Source organism: Maribacter sp. 4U21 (genome assembly GCF_002742365.1).
Lineage (GTDB): Bacteria > Bacteroidota > Bacteroidia > Flavobacteriales > Flavobacteriaceae > Maribacter.
In genome coordinates this window covers 69,575-87,784 of sequence record NZ_MDGN01000034.1, presented here as the reverse complement: position 1 = coordinate 87,784, position 18,210 = coordinate 69,575, and the positions used below count along the sequence as shown (strand labels likewise).

Here is an 18,210-nt window from a genome sequence, read left to right as displayed (position 1 = left end):
TTATATAGCGTTAATATGATTAAATGCCTTAATTAAATCTTCTTCATGGTCTAAGTTTATATTTTTTTCTTTGAGATAGATTTTAATTTTCTCCCGCAATTCTTTATCGAATTGTTTGATGAAGCCACCTTTTTTCTGTGGTAAAAAGTCAATACGGTCTACTCCTAATTTTTGATAATAATATTCTTCAAAATGAGCAAATCTACTAGGAATATCTGCTACCATAGAGTTAATAGCGGGTTTACCCTCCGAATATTTTACCGCTAGTCTATGGTATAGTTTGTACTTAGGGCCGGATGCTATTTGCGATAAATATCCATTTTTTGTTTCGTTCTTTTTGTTGATATAGGTGGTAAAACGTAATTCTTTATTTAAATATTTAATTTTGATTTTCTTATCGGGATATAGCCTTTTCGCTTCTTCATCTGGTAAATCTGTTTTTTTAATCTCAATGACACTGTTAAGGGCATTATAGCGAATAAAGAAATCACCTTGCGGCTCGTCCCCATAATAAATTTTACTTTTCACAAAGTTTTCGGTGGAGTAGGGGCTACCTACTGTTTCTCCTAGAACTCTGCTTTTAGCATTGGTTCTTAGTTCCATCAAGACTAAGTTGAGCATGGGGCTACCCCCCTGTGCGGCACCAAATAATCCTGCTTCTCCTGTTGGTGCAGTACTGAGATTTTGAGATTGTAGTGTAGGGGCGATAAAAAATGCTATAAGTATAAATATTATTTTTTTCATTTTTTCTTTTGGATAATGGGTTATATAAATTTAAGAAACGTGTGTGTTTTGTTTAAAGCCCTAGAGACTTAATTTCAGGGGCATTTTTATCGTAATGATAAGCTCTCCAAAAAAATCCATCTTGGCTATATTTCCAAACTATTTCTTTTTCTTTAGTAACTTCCCAAATACCGAAATCACCTTCGGTAATAAGTACGTTTCCGTTGGGAAGCTTCACTGCTCCTGAAACTTTAGGGGAATAGAGTTCATCATTAGAGAACTCCCATAATACCTCGGGTTCATTATTTACGTTAGGTAGTAATTCAAAGGTGTTAGGTAAGTTCAGTTCATAGACCGTTGATTTCTCTAATTCTGCACCGTTAGAAAATATTAACATTTTCCCTTCATCTGCTCCATTTAGTAGGTTAGGGTAATGGTTGTTGTGAAATAATCGCTCTCCTTGAGTATTTTTATAAACGGACGGATTACCAAATCTGTATATTAAATCTCCTCCTTTTCCGTATTGCCCACCGGTGTTCGAGGATGACTCTTCTGAGGTAGTACTGTGGTCAATTACCCAAACCTCACTATAGAAGTTGGCACTTAAATAAATGACGTCTTTTATAGGGTCATATGAGATTGCGTTGCCATGTGTGATATCCCCGTTTTCATCGGTTACATAATTGACATCGATTAGTTGTGGATTATCAGCTACAGTTCCGAAATTGGATTTTGTGCTATCGTGCTCTTGAATAACATGGTCCCAAACATGCCATTCCCAAACGATAGTGTTGGTAACTGGGTCTATTTCTATTAGACCGTCAGGAAAAGTCTCAACGTTTAGTGAATAACCCGCTTCTGTTGATTCTTCAGGGGTCTTGCGTTCCCATATCATAGTAAGGATATTACCGTTCGGTAACATTTCGGCATCGTGATGAAGTATATAGTCATCAGAGGAATAATCAAAACTCCAGGCGATGGTTCCGTCAGCGTTCAATAGTTGTAGTTTACCGCCGAAACCTCCAATTTCTATTTTGGGGTCGGCAGATTCTAGCATGGCCAGAAGTTGGCCGTTGTCCAATAGAAAAACATCATTGCCTAATCGTTCTCCGTTAAGTGGAAAGTCGTAAAGGATAGCCCCATCTTTGTCCATAAGATACACGGAGTTGGCCTTGGCATCATTCACCAAAACATAATTATTATCCATTTTAGACTTATTGAAAAACTGAACAGGGTCTACAGTTTCCACTTCAGGTTCCGCTGGGTCTGTTTGCTCCTGCTCTGGAGAGGAAGGTATTACTACCGTTGGTTCTGTTGTTTCACAAGAATATAGTAGTATGAAGGAGAAAAGTGGCAGTAAATATTGCCTATAGCTTAACTTTTTCATAAGAAATTTTTGATGGTAAGATATTAAAAAAAGAAAGGCCAAACTCTTAAAGTTTGGCCTTTACTCTTATTCTATTGTTCGAATATTTAATTGCAAATATTCAATACAATATCTCCACCAGGCCCCGGTGAACCAGCTGCCGCTGTTTCTCCGGTCGGTGCAGTTAATTCCCAAATATGCTCTGATTCGAAGTTCCCTGGGGTATATGTAAATGTTAACTCCTCTGTTCCGTCAGGAACAACAATATCAAAGTTCGCAGCACTACCTGATTCTATGGTGTAATCAGTAGTTTCACCATCAATAGAAACTGTAAAGAAGGCTCCGTCCCAGCCATCTCCATAGGTGTCTTCCATGTCAAGGTTGTACGTTCCAGTTACCGGTGTAACAGGAATACAGGCTACCCCAACAGTATACTGGTAAGGTGAGCTAAAGTAGGAACCACCGGTGATGTTTCCATTTCCATTGGCAGCTGACCAAGAAGTGCCATCCGTTAAGTTAACAACAAATCTAAAATTAAAGGTATCCCCTCCGTCAAATTGTCCATCGACCAAACCAACTGCAGCCAATGCCTCAGCTAAGGTAGCAGTAAAGTTCGTTTGAGGAAGACCTCTTTCACTTGGGCTAAATTCGCTTGCAGGGATAGTAGTGTAAGCTACTTCTGCTTTAGAATTATCCACACCATCATCTTTGTTGTCCGCGAAAGATACGAGGACGTCTACAGAGGACAATAGGGCACCATTCTCTTCATCTTGTTGCTCTACGGTTACAGAGAAAATCGATGAAGTGTCAAACCTATTGAAAGTACCACTTTCAATGCTTCTTGTTCTTAAGATAGCACTGCTGGTTATACCGTCAATAACATCTATTACAATTTTGTCATCGCTTTCACAGCTCGTGAAAAAGACAGTTGCAAAGGTTAAAAAATATAAACTTAGTTTTTTCATTTTTTCTTTTATTTAATTAGTTACCAACAGGGAAACCAGGTGAAGCTGGGTTAGTATCCCAAAATACTTGAACTGTAACGGTTGTTTTTTGCGCTATGTTCGAGTTCGTGTTAGCTGCATTAGCAGGATAGAAGAAAGATCTGATAAAAGCTCCAGGATCTAACTCTAAATTTGGCTCCATTGTTGTTGGGAAACCTGTTCTTCTGTACATGTTGTATCCATCATGACCGTTTCCTTTAAGAGAAACTAAGAATTGTTCTGCCCATATGTTCAATTTACCTTCATCGTCAGCAGCGTCGAAATCTGCTTCAATAGAAGCAAGAAATGCATCAACGTCAGCCTCTGTAGGTGCCGTAGATAAATCTGCACCTGGATCTCTAGATCCAAAGGTTTGTACTTTGGCGATAGATTTAGCTATACCATCCAGTAAGAAAGGTTTCGCAGCAGCAGCACCACCCGCTGTAGCTACTTCAGCTCTCCAAAAATCAACAGTAGACGCTAAAAGAATCGGCGTTACACCGTTTCCACCACCACCAGCTCCAAGACCAGATTCGGCGAAACTACTATCATCGAAAAGACCACCAACAGGGTATACGCCAGGAATAGTTCTTAATAAACCATCTGGAGGAGTTCCGGCATCATTTCCATGATTACGACCCCAATATCCGTTAGGTAAAGTACAGAAGGTAAATCCACCAGCGGCATAGTGCGGAGGAGGCGCCTGTAATGAACAGTCTAATGTCTCTTCGTTCGGAGGGGTGCCATCTGACCCGGGTACTGTTGCATTTTGTCTGTAGTAGTAGTATCTGATACGGGGATCATCACTAAGATCCATTATTTCCATTAGGTAAATAGACATATAATCAGCACCACCTGTAACAGTATAGTTGTCGGCGTAATCTGGATGACGTGTATCAGGCTGAACTTCATTAGTTCCCCACTGAAACTGCATATCATCTGCTGAATCTTGGATAAAGTTACCAGAAGCGATAATGCTATTAAAAGCGGCATTGTTACCAGTATTCTTGTACAATCTTAATTTTAAGGTGTTACAAGCTAAGATCCACTGATCATAATCATTGTCGTAGAAAAAGTCGTTCTGAGGATCTACCGAACCACCTGCGTTAAAGTTGGCGATAGCACTATCTAATAACCCAATAGCGGCAGCATAAACATCAGCACCTGGGTCAGGAACCGGGTTTAATATATCCGGTGCTTGTAGAGCTTGAGAATAGGGAACATCACCAAAGAAATCCACTAAAAGAGATATGGTGTAAGCCTCGTAGAACTGTCCCATTGCAGTGTGGTTAGTTAAACCAGCCTCATTGGTAAGCACGTTCATATCCTTAATGTTCTGAAGTATCTGTTGATAAGCTTCTTCCCATTCGTTGTCAAAGTTTGCAGGATCATATGCATTTTGGTAATCTCTACCGAACATATTTTCTATTCTTACAACCTCTGCCATAGTTTCTCCCAAAGATTCTGTAAATCTTGCGAAATCCTCTTGAATAACGTTCAAGTAGAAATCGGGGTCAGCCTGTGAAGGGGTCAATGCATTTGGATCTTCAGTCAGATCTAGCTCAGTTGTCTCACAGGAGTTGAAAAGGGCTCCGGCAATAAAAAAAGCAGCTATGTATTTAATTGTTTTTTTCATTATCAAATATTTTTTTAATTAAAATGTTGCTTTAACACTCAATCCGTACCTTCTTGAGCTTGGTCCGTTCAAGTAATCAAAACCTCTACCATTACCAACACCTACACCGGCAACGTTTGGATCAAAGTTAGTTCCTTTTGGTATGTTAATAGCTTCATACCAAAGGTTTTGACCTGATAGCGTGAAACTTAACGATCCAAAAGGTGTTTTGTCCAACCACTTTGAAGGCATAGAGTAACCAAGGGAAACTTCTTGTAACCTTATAACAGAAGCGTCATAAATACCTAATTCATCAGGACCGAAAAGTACGTTACTGAAATAGAATGTAGAGTTGTTTACAGCTACATCGTTAGGTGTGCCATCTGCTTTTACTCCAGGGAGTATAAAACTGTTCAAACGATCTAAGGTATCCGTTGTAAGTCCTCTACCTAGAAGAACAGAAGTAGTTCTACTATAGATATCCCCACCATGGGTATAGTTCATTAAGAAGTTGAAAGAGAAGTTTTTATAATTGATACTATTACCAACATTTAATAACCAATCTGGATTCGGGTCACCAATGGTAAAGGTTCCGTTTTCTTCCGCATAACTACCTGCTCCGTTTACAATGAAGTTGTCGTTTTCATCTCTTTGGATTCTTGAACCAACTATTACACCTAAAGGTTCCCCTACACGGGCTGCATTACCTAAATTGCTAAAACCGGCATATACAACAATGTCCGTATCAAGACCAAGATCTACGACTTCTGTTTCATTAGCGGTAAAGTTTGAGTTAATGCTCCAGTTAAAACCACCTTCTTCTTCGCTCCTGAATAAATCTACGGTTGCATCCAATTCAACACCATAAGAACTAATTTCACCAACGTTAGTCTGTGTTTGAATAAAACCAGTTGATGGATCTAAAGGTCTTTCAACGATAAGGTCTTTGGTAGTCCTTGTATAGTAAGAAGCATCAAGAGAAACTCTACTGTTGAATAATCTGGTCTCCAAACCAAATTCCAGTTCCTCCAAAAGCTCAGGCTTTAAATTAGGGTTACCCAATTGGTCTGCACTTGTATTGGTCGTAACATCTCTTCCAGCACCATCTTGAAAATCCTGTGTATCTAAATCAAGTGTCGCTGCAACAGGATATCCTGTAGGGAAGTTAGCAGAAGTTCCGTATCCCGCACGCAGTTTCATGTAATTGATACCATTTTGGCTCTGAAGTCCTTCAATGAGCTTTGTGGGAATAATCGATAAACTTGCACTAGGATAGAATATTGATCTGTTTTCTTTTGAAAGGTTAGATACGTAATCATTTCTTCCGGATAGCGTTAAGTAAACTTTTCTATCGTAATCAAAATCTAACTGTCCGTAAAGACCTGCTATATTTCTTTCTTGGAAAAATTGAATTTCATCCTGTAATTGAAAGTTGAAGTGTCTAAGCACACCAAAGGCTTGTTGACCAGAACTTGCAACACCATTTTGATCGAACACTTCTCTTCTTGTAGTGGCACCAGCATTGAAACTGAAACCAATTTTTTCGGACAGTTCGTACTGTCCTGTTAAGATAAAGTTATGGTCAAGGATAGTGTTGGTGTTATTCCACGTTTGTAGAATACCACTTTGCGTTGCAACACTTCCGCCAATACCTCCTTTATTTTGGGAGTTGGTATTGTTTTCACTATAAACATCAAGACCAAATCTGTAAGTAAGGTTTAAATTGTCATTAATGTCATACATTAAGGCTGCATTACCGAACACACGGTTGGTAACCTGTCTATTTTGAGCATTATTAACGGTCCATAATGGGTGTTGAATACTATTATTTTGACGATAGTAAACACTACCTCTGGTAATAGGATTTTCAAATGGCAGACCTTGAATGTCCACACTTCGTGGAGTGTAGAAGAGGTTCGCAAACAGAGAAGAACCTGTACCAAATACACTGTTGCCCGTACTGGCAGCAATTGGTGGTGATTTAAAATCTGTATTCGAAAAGTTCATAGTTCCAGAAACGGTGAACTTATTGGAAAGGATTGCTCTACCACCAAGGCCTAGAGTATAACGCTGTAGGTTATTTCCTGGTGTAAAGCCTTCATCATCTAAGTGACCAAAGTTGGCATTGTATGAAACCTTACCATCTTCTGAAGAACCGTTAAAGTTAACGGAGTTACTCTTTACTACACCAGTCCTGAAGAACTTTTCAACACTGTCATATGGCCTCCAATCGTAACGCGCTCCTTGAAATTCTGGGAAAGCTGCTTGAATCGCCGAAGTAGATGTAGAATATGGGTGGGCTAAGGTACCTGCGTCATCAATAGCTGCTTGGTTACCCCAACCGGCTACTCCGTCTCTGTCAAAACTTGGTCCCCAGTTACTGAAGAACCATCCAAAAGCTTGGTCAAAACCATTTCCGTACTGATCCTGATAGTCAGGCAATGATGCTATTTCGTTGTAGAATAAAGAACTTGTAACTGTTATTTCATTTTTTTTTACACCACCACTAGTACCAGCAGCACCATTTTTAGTGGTGATTAGAATAACACCATTACGTCCGGCTGTACCGTAAAGCGTTGCGGCAGCAAGACCCTTAAGAACGTTTACGCTTTCAATGTTGTTCGGGTCTAAATCCAAGAATCTACTAGAACCGTTGTTCCCATTTGTGAAGGCGGAGCCATTTGCTTCATCTCTATTGGTGGCTGAATCTACTGTGTTCGTTCCACTATCAAAAGGAACACCATCAACAATAAAAAGCGGTTGGTTACTACCACTGAAACTACTTAGTCCACGGATAACGATACTAGTACCCGATCCAGAAAGACCACTCTGTGCTGTAATGTTTACACCAGAAGCTTTACCGGTTAGGATTCTACCAACGTCACCTTCAGGTCGCTGCTCCAAAGCTTCTTTGTCAACTTCAGCCACGGCGTAACCCAGTGCTTGCTTTGACTTCTTAATACCTTGGGCAGTAACTACAACTTCCTCTAAGGCTTGAGCATCTTCGGTCATTTGCACGTTTACCGTGTTTCCTGAACCTACAGCTTGCCTCATTGCCTTCTGACCTATATAGGTAAAGAGAAGTGTTTGGCCCTGCGAAGCGCTGATGGAATAATTACCATCGAAATCAGTTTGGGTACCGTTAGTTGTTCCTTCAACAACGATGTTCACCCCAGGCAACGGAAGTCCGTCCTGGTCAGTAACCGTACCGGTAACTGTTTTTTCTTGTGCGAAAGATAGATGCACAATTAACGCCAATAATAGCGTTAACAATCCATTTCGTTTTGTTCTCATTTTTTAATTATTTGAATTAGCTAAGCGCAAAAATCATAATAATGTGTTAATAATCCAAACTAATTTTAATAAAACTTTAAGGATGCAGATACTATTTCAAAGTTATAAATGAAACGGCTATTGAATTTGACTATATATAATGTAACAATATGGATTTTGAGAATTTAATAATATTAGAGGTAAAACTCTACAAAAAATAGGTTTGTTGATTTAAAAAGATTAATAGATGGCAATAAGTGATTGGCCTGACTATTTTTGGTACTTACTAAAGGTCTTTTTTTTGTTTCAAATTGGGGTGTGAAAAAAAGTTTCAAAATAATTAGGCAGGTGTTTGAATTATTAGGAAATATTACTACATTTGCCGACCCTTAAACAAAGGGTAATTTTATACATATTTATATAGTATGCCAACAATTTCACAATTAGTACGAACAGGAAGAGCCACAATTACTAAGAAGAGTAAATCGGCTGCTTTGGATTCGTGTCCACAAAGAAGAGGGGTATGTACACGTGTGTACACAACCACTCCAAAGAAACCTAATTCAGCAATGCGTAAAGTTGCGAGGGTGAGGTTGACCAACGGAAAAGAGGTGAATGCCTATATTCCAGGAGAGGGACATAATCTTCAAGAGCACTCGATAGTATTAGTAAGGGGCGGAAGAGTAAAGGATTTGCCAGGAGTTAGATATCACATCGTTCGTGGAGCATTGGACACCGCAGGTGTTGCCGGTAGAACACAACGTAGATCTAAGTACGGAGCAAAAAGACCTAAGAAGTAATAACACTTTTTAAAAAGAAGAAATGAGAAAAAGACAGGCGAAAAAAAGACCTCTTTTACCAGATCCAAGATTTAACGACCAGTTGGTAACAAGGTTCGTTAACATGATGATGTGGGACGGAAAAAAATCTGTGGCTTTCAGTGTTTTCTACGACGCAATAGATATTGTGGATGCAAAGAAAACGGATGAAGAAAAAACAGCTTTAGAATTATGGAAAGATGCATTGAGTAACGTTATGCCTCATGTTGAGGTCCGCAGTAGAAGAGTTGGTGGTGCTACTTTTCAGATTCCAATGCAAATAAGGCCCGATAGAAAGATTTCTACGGCAATGAAATGGCTAATCAGCTTTGCTAGAAAGCGCAACGAGAAAGGGATGTCGCAGAAATTAGCTGCTGAGATTCTAGCTGCTTCAAAAGAAGAAGGGGCTGCTGTGAAGAAGAGAGTCGACACGCACAAGATGGCCGAGGCGAACAAAGCATTTTCCCACTTTAGATTTTAATCAGAAATGGCAAGAGATTTAAAATATACAAGAAATATAGGTATTGCTGCTCATATTGATGCTGGAAAGACAACAACAACAGAGCGTATACTTTTTTATACAGGTGTAAGTCATAAAATTGGAGAGGTGCATGATGGTGCCGCGACAATGGATTGGATGGAGCAAGAGCAGGAAAGGGGTATTACCATAACTTCTGCAGCTACCACTTGTGAATGGCATTTCCCTACCGAGAATGGTAAACCTACTGCTGATGCTAAAGGTTATCATTTTAATATCATAGATACCCCGGGTCACGTAGATTTCACCGTCGAGGTGAATAGGTCTTTACGTGTTTTGGACGGTTTGGTATTTTTATTCAGTGCGGTTGATGGTGTGGAGCCACAGTCGGAGACTAACTGGAGGTTAGCCGATAACTATAAAGTTCCGAGAATAGGTTTCGTAAATAAAATGGACCGTCAGGGTTCTAATTTCCTTATGGTTTGTAAGCAGGTGAAGGAGATGTTAGGGTCCAATGCTGTTCCTATTGTTTTGCCTATCGGTGACGAAGCTGATTTCAAGGGAATTGTGGATTTGGCCAAAAACCGTGCTATCGTATGGCATGATGAAGGTTTCGGTTCTACTTTTGACGTTATCGATATTCCTGAGGAAATGAAAGCTGAAGTGAAGGAGTATAGAGCTGCTTTAATAGAGGCTGTTGCTGAATATGATGAGGAATTAATGGAAAAATTCTTCGAAGACGAGGATTCCATTACGGAAGAGGAAGTGCATGCGGCGTTAAGAGCTGCTGTTATGGATAGGGCTATCATACCAATGATTTGTGGTTCTTCTTTTAAAAATAAGGGAGTTCAGTTCTTGTTGGATGCTGTTTGTAGGTATCTGCCTTCTCCTATAGATAAGGATGCCATAGTTGGAACGGATCCTGATACTGGAAAGTCTATTTCTAGAAAACCAGATGTTAAGGAGCCTTTCGCTGCTTTGGCATTTAAGATTGCTACAGATCCTTTTGTGGGTCGTTTGGCATTCTTTAGAACGTATTCTGGAAGGTTGGACGCTGGTTCTTACATACTGAATAACCGATCCGGTAAAAAGGAAAGAATTTCAAGAATCTATCAAATGCACTCTAATAAGCAAAACGCTATCGATTTTATCGAGGCTGGTGATATTGGAGCCGCGGTAGGTTTCAAAGATATTAAGACGGGAGATACCATGTCTTCTGAGAAGCATCCTATTATATTGGAAAGTATGGATTTTCCAGACCCTGTAATAGGTATCGCGGTGGAGCCAAAGACAAAGGTTGATGTGGATAAACTAGGTATGGCTTTGGCTAAATTAGCTGAAGAAGATCCTACGTTCCAAGTTAAAACCGATGAGGCTTCAGGCCAGACTATTATTTCTGGAATGGGTGAGCTTCACTTGGATATCATTGTAGACAGGCTACGAAGAGAGTTTAAAGTAGAGGTTAATCAAGGTGAGCCTCAAGTTGAATATAAGGAAGCGTTGACCAAAATGGCTGCGCACAGGGAAACTTATAAGAAGCAATCTGGTGGCCGTGGTAAATTTGGAGATATCGTCTTCGAAATGAGCCCTGCCGATGATGATTTCGTAGGAGATGGGTTGCAGTTTGTGGATGAGATAAAAGGTGGTCGTATACCTAAGGAATTTATTCCATCCGTAGAGAAAGGATTCAAAGCTGCAATGCAGAATGGACCTTTGGCCGGATTTGAAATGGATACCATGAAAGTGGTATTGAAAGACGGTTCTTTCCACCCTGTAGATTCTGATGCACTTTCGTTTGAATTGGCCGCCAAAATGGGTTATAAAGCTGCGGGTAAGGCTGCAGGTGCAGTAATTATGGAGCCAATAATGAAATTGGAGGTTATTACTCCAGAGGAGAACATGGGCGATATCGTTGGAGATTTGAACAGAAGAAGAGGAACGATCAGTGATATGAGCGACAGAGCCGGAGCAAAGGTTGTTAAGGGTACTGTTCCTTTATCGGAAATGTTTGGTTACGTTACTTCCTTGAGAACACTTTCTTCTGGACGTGCTACCTCAACAATGGAGTTTTCACACTATGCCGAGACACCTTCTAATATATCTGAAGAAGTTATTAAAGCGGCAAAAGGAATAACAGCATAAATTTAGGACATGAGTCAAAAAATTAGAATAAAACTTAAATCTTACGATCATAATTTGGTGGACAAATCTGCTGAGAAGATTGTAAAAACGGTAAAGACTACAGGTGCTGTTGTTACTGGGCCTATTCCTTTGCCAACGCACAAGAAAATTTTCACGGTATTGAGGTCACCTCACGTAAATAAAAAGTCACGTGAGCAGTTTCAACTCAGTTCTTATAAGAGATTGTTGGACATATACAGCTCTTCTTCCAAAACTATTGACGCTCTGATGAAATTAGAGTTGCCTAGTGGTGTGGAAGTAGAAATTAAGGTTTAGTAAAGTTCGGTTCTCTATTTCCGAGAATCGTAAGCCGAACAAACACTGAGCGAATTTGAAGTGTCTGTCGAAGGTTAATAAGATTCTGAAACAAGTTCAGAATAAACATGTCCTAAGCTGCGGGCGAGGGAAAAACGGAAAAAATATATTCAGGGTTGAATTATTTTGACCCTATTTTTTTGTTAAAGAATTAGTAATAGTAATTAATATAATTAAATATGTCTGGGTTAATAGGAAGAAAAGTAGGCATGACCAGTATTTTTGACGAGAATGGTAAGAACATACCGTGTACCGTTATAGAGGCTGGGCCATGTGTAGTTACCCAAGTCAGAACCGAAGAGGTAGACGGGTACAGTGCCCTTCAACTTGGTTTCGATGACAAGGCAGAAAAACGTGCTAACAAGGCTGAACTAGGTCATGTTAAGAAGGCAGGCGCTTCTCCCAAGAAAAAAGTCGTTGAATTCCAAGGTTTTGAAGGTGATTACAAATTAGGTGACACCGTTGGTGTAGATCTTTTTGTTGAAGGTGAATTTATTGATGTTATTGGAACATCCAAAGGGAAGGGATTCCAAGGGGTTGTTAAGAGACACGGATTCGGTGGAGTTGGACAAGCTACTCACGGTCAGCATAATAGGCTTAGGGCTCCTGGTTCTATAGGTGCGGCTTCATATCCTGCGAGAGTTTTCAAAGGAATGAGGATGGCCGGAAGAATGGGTGGTGAACGTGTAACGGTTCAAAACCTTAGAGTATTGAAAGTAGTTCCAGAAAAGAATCTTTTAGTAGTAAAAGGTTGTGTTCCTGGTCATAAAAACGCTTACGTAACTATTGAGAAGTAATGAAGGTAGCAGTTTTAGATATAAAAGGTAAAGATACGGGCAGAAAGGCAAACCTTTCTGAGGACGTATTCGGTATAGAGCCCAACAATCATGCAGTATACTTGGATGTGAAGCAATATTTGGCTCATCAAAGACAAGGTACTCATAAGGCCAAGGAAAGAGCGGAGATTGTAGGTAGTACTAGAAAGATAAAGAAACAGAAAGGAACAGGTACAGCTAGAGCTGGTAGTATTAAATCCCCGATTTTTAGAGGTGGTGGACGTATATTTGGCCCTAGACCAAAGGATTATACCCAAAAATTGAATAAAAACTTAAAGCGTTTGGCTAGAAAATCTGCGCTTAGTTTAAAGTCAAAGGACAAGGCGATTTTAGTCGTAGAAGACTTTGATTTTGATACACCTAAAACAAAAGATTTTGTGCAGGTTTTAAAGTCTTTAGGGCTTGAAAACAAAAAGTCTTTAATTGTGTTGGGCGATTCAAATAAAGGCGTATATTTGTCTTCGCGTAATTTTAAGGGTTCAGATGTTGTAACTCATTCAGAATTAAGTACTTACAAAATACTCAACGCAAATAGCTTGGTATTGTTGGAAGGGTCATTAGAAGGAATAGAGACGAACTTAAATAATAAGTAAAACCATGAGTGTGTTGATAAAGCCAATTATAACGGAAAAAATGACCGCGGATAGCGAGTTGAACAACCGTTATGGTTTCATAGTTGACCCAAAGGCCAACAAGATTCAGATTAAGGATGCTGTTGAGGTGGCTTATGGTGTATCGGTCAAAAAAGTTCGTACTATGAATTACGGACCTACTAGAAAATCCAGATATACAAAAACTGGTGTACAGCATGGTAAAACTAATGCGATTAAAAAGGCAATAGTCGATGTTGTAGAAGGAGATATTATTGATTTTTACAGTAATCTATAAAGACAAAAAATGTCAGTTAGAAAATTAAAACCAATCACTCCTGGACAGCGTTTTAGAGTAGTAAACGGATTTGACGCCATTACTGCTGATAAGCCGGAGAAAAGCTTGCTTGCTCCGTTAAAAAAGTCCGGAGGTAGAAACAGTCAAGGTAAAATGACCATGCGCCAAAAGGGTGGTGGGCATAAGAGAAGATATCGTGTTATCGATTTCAAAAGAGATAAACAGGATGTGGTCGCTACTGTTAAATCAATTCAGTACGATCCTAATAGAACGGCGTTTATTGCGCTGTTGGAATATTCTGATGGAGAGAAGAGATACATCGTGGCTCAAAATGGGTTGCAAGTGGATCAAAAAGTTTCTTCTGGTACAAAAGCTGCTCCGGAAATCGGTAATGCTTTGCCACTAAGTGAAATACCTTTAGGAACAATAATTTCTTGTATAGAATTACGACCCGGTCAAGGTGCTGTGATGGCAAGAAGTGCTGGTACTTTTGCTCAGTTGATGGCTAAGGACGGTAAATTTGTAACGGTTAAAATGCCATCTGGTGAGACGAGGCTCATTTTGTCGGCGTGTATGGCAACTATTGGTGCCATATCCAATTCTGATCATCAATTGCTAGTATCCGGTAAAGCCGGTAGAAGTAGATGGTTGGGTAGAAGACCTAGAACTAGACCTGTAGCAATGAATCCTGTTGATCACCCAATGGGTGGTGGTGAAGGAAGAGCTTCTGGTGGTCATCCAAGATCAAGAAACGGTATTCCTGCAAAAGGATTTAGAACTCGTTCGAAGACGAAGAGTACCAATAAGTATATAATAGAACGTAGAAAGAAATAAAAAGTAGAAAGAAATGGCACGTTCACTAAAAAAAGGACCTTACGTTCACTATAGTCTGGAAAAGAAAATCCAGCAAAGCGCTTCATCTGGCAAAAAGTCTGTTATCAAGACTTGGTCCAGAGCATCTATGATCACTCCTGATTTTGTAGGAATGACGATAGCAGTGCACAACGGAAGACAATTTGTACCGGTTTTCGTAACGGAAAACATGGTAGGACATAAATTGGGAGAATTTTCACCAACAAGATCGTTCAGGGGTCATGCGGGTGCAAAAAACAAAGGTAAAAAGTAAGCTATGGGAGTTCGTAAAAAACAAATGGCCGAAAGAATAAAGGCCGAGAAAAAGAAAGTAGCTTTTGCAAAATTGAATAATTGCCCTACCTCCCCTAGGAAAATGAGGCTTGTTGCTGATTTGGTTCGTGGTGAGAAGGTAGAGAAGGCCTTGGCTATCTTAAGATTTAATCCTAAAGAGGCTTCTAGAAAGTTAGAGAAGCTACTGTTGTCCGCTTTGGCCAACTGGCAAGCAAAGAATGAGGATGCAAGTTTGGAAGATGCCGACTTGGTCGTTGCTGAAATTAGGGTTGATAGTGGTGCGATGTTAAAGAGACTTCGTCCTGCACCTCAAGGTAGAGCACATAGAATCAGAAAACGTTCTAACCACGTTACTTTAGTGTTGGGGTCTAAAAATAATATAGAAAGCTAGAATGGGACAGAAAACAAATCCAATAGGAAATCGTCTAGGAATCATTAGAGGTTGGGAATCTAACTGGTATGGTGGTAATGATTATGGTGATAAGCTTGCCGAGGACAACAAGATAAGAAAATACATTCACGCGAGGCTTTCGAAGGCTAGTGTTTCAAGAGTTATTATTGAGCGTACGCTAAAACTTATTACGGTAACCGTTACAACTGCAAGACCTGGTATTATTATCGGTAAAGGTGGTCAGGAAGTAGATAAACTTAAGGAAGAGCTTAAGAAGATTACCAACAAGGAAGTACAGATTAATATATACGAGATTAAAAGACCTGAGGTAGATGCTAATCTTGTTGCAGCAAGTGTTGCACGTCAGATTGAAAGTAGAATTTCTTTTAGAAGGGCTATCAAAATGGCAATTGCAGCTGCGATGAGAATGAATGCCGAGGGTATTAAGATTCAGATTTCAGGACGTTTGAATGGTGCGGAAATGGCACGTTCGGAATCCTATAAAGATGGAAGAATTCCACTATCTACTTTTAGAGCGGATATTGATTATGCTTTACATGAGGCACAGACCACCTACGGTAAGTTAGGGATAAAGGTTTGGATTATGAAAGGTGAGGTTTATGGTAAGCGAGAGCTTTCTCCTTTAGTGGGCATGCAAAAAGGTCAGTCTAAGGGTTCAGGTAAACAAGACGGACCTAGAAAACCACGCCGTAGAAAGTAATTTTTAAAGAAGTAAAGAAATGTTACAACCGAAAAGAACGAAGTTTCGTAAAATGCAGAAAGGCCGTATGAAAGGTAATGCCAGCAGAGGGCATCAACTTTCTAATGGTATGTTCGGTATCAAGTCTGTAGGAGACGCTGCTTTTTTAACATCACGTCAGATAGAAGCCGCGCGTATTGCAGCGACCAGATATATGAAGAGAGAGGGTCAATTGTGGATTAAAATTTTTCCGGACAAGCCTATTACCAAGAAGCCATTAGAGGTTCGTATGGGTAAAGGTAAGGGTGCTCCTGAATACTTTGTAGCAGTTGTTAAGCCTGGGAGAATAATGTTCGAGGTGGCAGGTGTTCCTATTGATGTTGCTAGAGAAGCATTAAGGTTGGCTGCGCAAAAATTGCCCGTAAAGACAAAATTTATAACAGCTAGAGATTATACAGTAGAGAATTAATCGTAGGTAATTATGAAAAAACAAGAAATTAAAGAATTGTCTGTTGAAGGACTTACGGAAAAACTTGCTGAATATAAGAAGCAGCATGCGGATTTAAAAATGGCGCACTTTGTGACTCCTTTGGAGAACCCTTTACAAATAAGAAAGGTAAGAAGAACTGTTGCGAGGTTAGCTACGGAATTAACAAATAGGGAAAACCAATAACTGGTTCTGCTTTATGGAAGAAAAGAGAAATTTAAGAAAAGAGAGAGTTGGGGTTGTAACCAGTAACAAAATGGAAAAGTCCATCGTTGTTGCGGAGGTAAAACGTGTTAAACACCCTATGTACGGTAAATTCGTTTTAAAAACGAAAAAATACGTTGCACACGACGAAAAGAACGATTGTAGGGAGGGAGACACCGTTAAAATAATGGAAACTCGCCCTATGAGTAAGACCAAGTGTTGGAGGTTAGTAGAAATCTTAGAAAGAGCTAAATAAGTTATGTTACAGCAAGAATCTAGACTAAAGGTGGCGGATAATACAGGAGCAAAGGAAGTTTTAACTATCCGTGTTCTTGGAGGTACCAAAAGAAGATATGCTTCTATTGGAGACAAAATTGTGGTTACCGTTAAGGAAGCTACGCCAAATGGGGGTATTAAAAAAGGTGCAGTTTCTACGGCAGTAGTTGTTCGAACCAAGAAAGAAGTAAGAAGACCTGATGGTTCTTATATAAGATTCGATGATAATGCTTGCGTTCTTCTTAACCCTACTGGGGAGATGAGGGGTACACGTGTTTTTGGACCTGTAGCTCGAGAATTGAGAGATAAGCAGTTCATGAAAATTGTTTCATTGGCCCCTGAGGTATTATAAGATAGAGTAAGATGAAGAAGTTAAAAATCAAAACTGGAGATACTGTCAGAGTTGTTGCAGGAGATCATAAAGGTTCCGAAGGCAAAGTGATGGTTGTAAATCTAGAAAAGAATAAGGCTATAGTGGAAGGCGTAAATATGGTTTCTAAACACGAGAAGCCTAGTGCTAAGAATCCACAGGGTGGCATTGTAAAAAAAGAAGCTTTGATTCATGTGTCAAACTTGTCTTTGATTGATCCTAAATCAGGTGATACCACAAGAGTAGGTTATGATATGAGGGATGGAAAAAAAGTAAGATTTTCTAAGAAATCTAATGAAGTAATTTAGTTATGACTTACGTTTCAAGATTAAAGAAAGAATATAAAGAGCGCATTGTATCTGCGCTTACTGAGGAATTTGGTTACAAGAATGTAATGCAGGTGCCTAAGTTAGAAAAGATAGTTGTCAGCAGAGGTGTTGGTGCAGCTGTAGCCGATAAAAAGCTTATTGATCACGCCGTAGACGAAATGACTATGATAACAGGTCAAAAGGCTATAGCCACTATGTCCAAGAAGGACGTTGCGGCCTTTAAACTTAGAAAGGGTATGCCTATCGGAGCAAAGGTTACGCTAAGAGGCGAACGCATGTACGAGTTTTTAGATAGACTTGTTACATCTGCTTTACCAAGGGTAAGGGATTTTCAAGGAATTAAGGCTACGGGTTTTGATGGTAGAGGAAACTACAACTTGGGTATTACGGAACAAATTATTTTTCCGGAGATAAATATTGATAAAATCAATAGAATCAACGGTATGGATATCACCTTTGTTACTTCTGCAGAGACAGATAAAGAGGCAAAGTCATTATTAACAGAATTGGGATTACCTTTTAAAAAGAACTAGTATGGCTAAAGAATCAATGAAGGCCCGTGAAAGAAAAAGGGCAAGGACTGTAGCTAAATATGCAGAAAAAAGAAAAGCTTTAAAAGGAGCTGGTGATTATGAAGCACTACAGAAACTGCCTAAGAATGCATCTCCAGTGCGTATGCACAATCGGTGTAAGCTGACTGGAAGACCAAAAGGTTATATGAGAACATTTGGTATTTCCAGGGTTATGTTCAGGGAAATGGCAAATAAGGGTTTGATACCTGGTGTTAAGAAGGCTAGCTGGTAGTAAAATAAATAAGTTGAACTGGTTTCA

The 18,210-nt window shown here is 39.6% G+C and carries 23 protein-coding genes; 18 read left to right on the top strand and 5 right to left on the bottom strand.

What is annotated here, in order from left to right:
- The 5 genes from BFP77_RS06335 to BFP77_RS06315 form a co-directional block, all read right to left on the bottom strand.
- Positions 1–744, bottom strand: a complete 744-nt coding sequence (locus tag BFP77_RS06335; protein WP_099573195.1) for a hypothetical protein — start codon at positions 742–744, stop codon at positions 1–3.
- Between the two features lie 52 nt (positions 745–796).
- On the bottom strand, positions 797–2,110 hold the full coding sequence (locus tag BFP77_RS06330) for an aryl-sulfate sulfotransferase (protein ID WP_099573194.1): 1,314 nt from the start codon (positions 2,108–2,110) through the stop codon (positions 797–799).
- Positions 2,111–2,196: 86 nt separating this feature from the next.
- Positions 2,197–3,054, bottom strand: coding sequence for a hypothetical protein (locus BFP77_RS06325; protein WP_099573193.1), 858 nt, complete (start codon positions 3,052–3,054; stop codon positions 2,197–2,199).
- Between the two features lie 16 nt (positions 3,055–3,070).
- Positions 3,071–4,708: a SusD/RagB family nutrient-binding outer membrane lipoprotein gene (locus tag BFP77_RS06320; RefSeq protein WP_099573192.1), complete on the bottom strand. Its 1,638-nt coding sequence runs from the start codon at positions 4,706–4,708 to the stop codon at positions 3,071–3,073.
- Between the two features lie 18 nt (positions 4,709–4,726).
- Positions 4,727–7,981, bottom strand: coding sequence for a SusC/RagA family TonB-linked outer membrane protein (locus BFP77_RS06315; protein WP_099573191.1), 3,255 nt, complete (start codon positions 7,979–7,981; stop codon positions 4,727–4,729).
- Positions 7,982–8,385: 404 nt separating this feature from the next.
- On the opposite strand from BFP77_RS06315, the gene rpsL reads away from it, so the two are divergent.
- The 18 genes from rpsL (at position 8,386) to rpsN (ending at position 18,183) form a co-directional block, all read left to right on the top strand.
- On the top strand, positions 8,386–8,760 hold the full coding sequence (gene rpsL / locus BFP77_RS06310; RefSeq protein WP_027078345.1) for a 30S ribosomal protein S12: 375 nt from the start codon (positions 8,386–8,388) through the stop codon (positions 8,758–8,760).
- Positions 8,761–8,782: 22 nt separating this feature from the next.
- A complete protein-coding gene (gene rpsG, locus BFP77_RS06305) occupies positions 8,783–9,259 on the top strand; it encodes a 30S ribosomal protein S7 (protein ID WP_099573190.1) in 477 nt (158 codons plus the stop codon).
- Between the two features lie 6 nt (positions 9,260–9,265).
- Complete coding sequence (gene fusA / locus BFP77_RS06300; protein ID WP_099573189.1) at positions 9,266–11,398, top strand: elongation factor G; 2,133 nt, start codon at positions 9,266–9,268, stop codon at positions 11,396–11,398.
- Between the two features lie 9 nt (positions 11,399–11,407).
- Positions 11,408–11,713 carry a 30S ribosomal protein S10 gene (gene rpsJ / locus BFP77_RS06295; protein ID WP_007094989.1) on the top strand — a complete coding sequence of 102 codons (306 nt, stop codon included), beginning with the start codon at positions 11,408–11,410 and terminating at the stop codon, positions 11,711–11,713.
- A gap of 218 nt (positions 11,714–11,931) precedes the next feature.
- On the top strand, positions 11,932–12,549 hold the full coding sequence (gene rplC / locus BFP77_RS06290; RefSeq protein WP_099573188.1) for a 50S ribosomal protein L3: 618 nt from the start codon (positions 11,932–11,934) through the stop codon (positions 12,547–12,549).
- Positions 12,549–13,181 carry a 50S ribosomal protein L4 gene (gene rplD, locus BFP77_RS06285; RefSeq protein ID WP_099573187.1) on the top strand — a complete coding sequence of 211 codons (633 nt, stop codon included), beginning with the start codon at positions 12,549–12,551 and terminating at the stop codon, positions 13,179–13,181. The genes rplC and rplD overlap by 1 nt, the downstream gene beginning before the upstream one ends.
- Before the next feature lie 4 nt (positions 13,182–13,185).
- Positions 13,186–13,476, top strand: coding sequence for a 50S ribosomal protein L23 (gene rplW, locus BFP77_RS06280; RefSeq protein ID WP_099573186.1), 291 nt, complete (start codon positions 13,186–13,188; stop codon positions 13,474–13,476).
- A gap of 9 nt (positions 13,477–13,485) precedes the next feature.
- Positions 13,486–14,310 carry a 50S ribosomal protein L2 gene (gene rplB, locus BFP77_RS06275; RefSeq protein WP_099573185.1) on the top strand — a complete coding sequence of 275 codons (825 nt, stop codon included), beginning with the start codon at positions 13,486–13,488 and terminating at the stop codon, positions 14,308–14,310.
- 13 nt (positions 14,311–14,323) lie between these two features.
- Positions 14,324–14,602 (top strand): 30S ribosomal protein S19, encoded by a 279-nt coding sequence (gene rpsS, locus BFP77_RS06270; protein ID WP_027078352.1) that lies wholly within the window; start codon positions 14,324–14,326, stop codon positions 14,600–14,602.
- Between the two features lie 3 nt (positions 14,603–14,605).
- On the top strand, positions 14,606–15,013 hold the full coding sequence (rplV, locus tag BFP77_RS06265; protein ID WP_099573184.1) for a 50S ribosomal protein L22: 408 nt from the start codon (positions 14,606–14,608) through the stop codon (positions 15,011–15,013).
- 1 nt (position 15,014) lies between these two features.
- On the top strand, positions 15,015–15,734 hold the full coding sequence (gene rpsC, locus BFP77_RS06260; RefSeq protein WP_099573183.1) for a 30S ribosomal protein S3: 720 nt from the start codon (positions 15,015–15,017) through the stop codon (positions 15,732–15,734).
- A gap of 19 nt (positions 15,735–15,753) precedes the next feature.
- Positions 15,754–16,182, top strand: coding sequence for a 50S ribosomal protein L16 (gene rplP, locus BFP77_RS06255; RefSeq protein WP_099573182.1), 429 nt, complete (start codon positions 15,754–15,756; stop codon positions 16,180–16,182).
- A 12-nt stretch (positions 16,183–16,194) separates the two neighbouring features.
- Positions 16,195–16,386, top strand: coding sequence for a 50S ribosomal protein L29 (rpmC, locus tag BFP77_RS06250; RefSeq protein ID WP_099573181.1), 192 nt, complete (start codon positions 16,195–16,197; stop codon positions 16,384–16,386).
- Positions 16,387–16,399: 13 nt separating this feature from the next.
- Complete coding sequence (rpsQ, locus tag BFP77_RS06245; protein WP_027078357.1) at positions 16,400–16,660, top strand: 30S ribosomal protein S17; 261 nt, start codon at positions 16,400–16,402, stop codon at positions 16,658–16,660.
- A 3-nt stretch (positions 16,661–16,663) separates the two neighbouring features.
- Positions 16,664–17,032 carry a 50S ribosomal protein L14 gene (gene rplN / locus BFP77_RS06240; protein ID WP_013993867.1) on the top strand — a complete coding sequence of 123 codons (369 nt, stop codon included), beginning with the start codon at positions 16,664–16,666 and terminating at the stop codon, positions 17,030–17,032.
- 11 nt (positions 17,033–17,043) lie between these two features.
- The gene (rplX, locus tag BFP77_RS06235) at positions 17,044–17,358 is read left to right on the top strand and encodes a 50S ribosomal protein L24 (RefSeq protein WP_099573180.1); all 315 of its coding nucleotides are present in this window, start codon (positions 17,044–17,046) and stop codon (positions 17,356–17,358) included.
- Positions 17,359–17,360: 2 nt separating this feature from the next.
- Positions 17,361–17,912, top strand: a complete 552-nt coding sequence (gene rplE, locus BFP77_RS06230) for a 50S ribosomal protein L5 (protein WP_099573179.1) — start codon at positions 17,361–17,363, stop codon at positions 17,910–17,912.
- Position 17,913: 1 nt separating this feature from the next.
- Positions 17,914–18,183 carry a 30S ribosomal protein S14 gene (gene rpsN / locus BFP77_RS06225; protein ID WP_099573178.1) on the top strand — a complete coding sequence of 90 codons (270 nt, stop codon included), beginning with the start codon at positions 17,914–17,916 and terminating at the stop codon, positions 18,181–18,183.
- Positions 18,184–18,210: the final 27 nt, after the last annotated feature.